Genomic DNA, 508 nt, shown 5'->3' with positions numbered 1-508 from the left:
GGGAATCCTGCTCCTCCAGCTCCTATAATACCTGCATCCTTAATCTTTTTTAGTAAATCCATCATTACACCTCTCTTCCCCCTGAAATGTCGTAATATTTATATTACTTTTACTATTAATTAATTATATACTTCCCTTCAAAGCATGTCTGCATAAGAAGGTGCATTCTTAACAAATCTTAATATTACAATAAATATTGTAATAAACCTTTGCTTGGACCGGATATAACTTCGCTGTTTACTAACATTCCGCTTTCAAGTGAAACATTAACTCCAGCTTCTACTGCATTCTTAACTGCACTTACATCTCCTGTAAGAGTTACGAAAGATTTTCCACCTACGCCAACTCCCATTCTAACTTCTATCAGCTGTACATCTGCTGCTTTAGCTGCTGCATCTGCTGCAACTATACCTGTTGCTATGCTGAAGAACTCCATAACTCCTAAATCTTTTAATTGTGAAACACCTGTTGCTTCATTTATTGCAGGAATTACTTGTTCGTGTACATT

General features: G+C 36.2%; 1 protein-coding gene. It reads right to left on the bottom strand.

Annotated elements, in window-relative coordinates:
- Positions 1-184 precede the first annotated feature (184 nt).
- On the bottom strand, positions 185-508 hold a 324-nt coding region (locus tag ACJDU8_RS25655; protein ID WP_406795020.1), incomplete at its 5' end, for a BMC domain-containing protein.

The organism is Candidatus Clostridium eludens (genome assembly GCF_045310515.1).
GTDB lineage: Bacteria > Bacillota > Clostridia > Clostridiales > Clostridiaceae > Clostridium_B > Clostridium_B eludens.
This window is presented reverse-complemented; position numbering and strand designations above follow the sequence as displayed.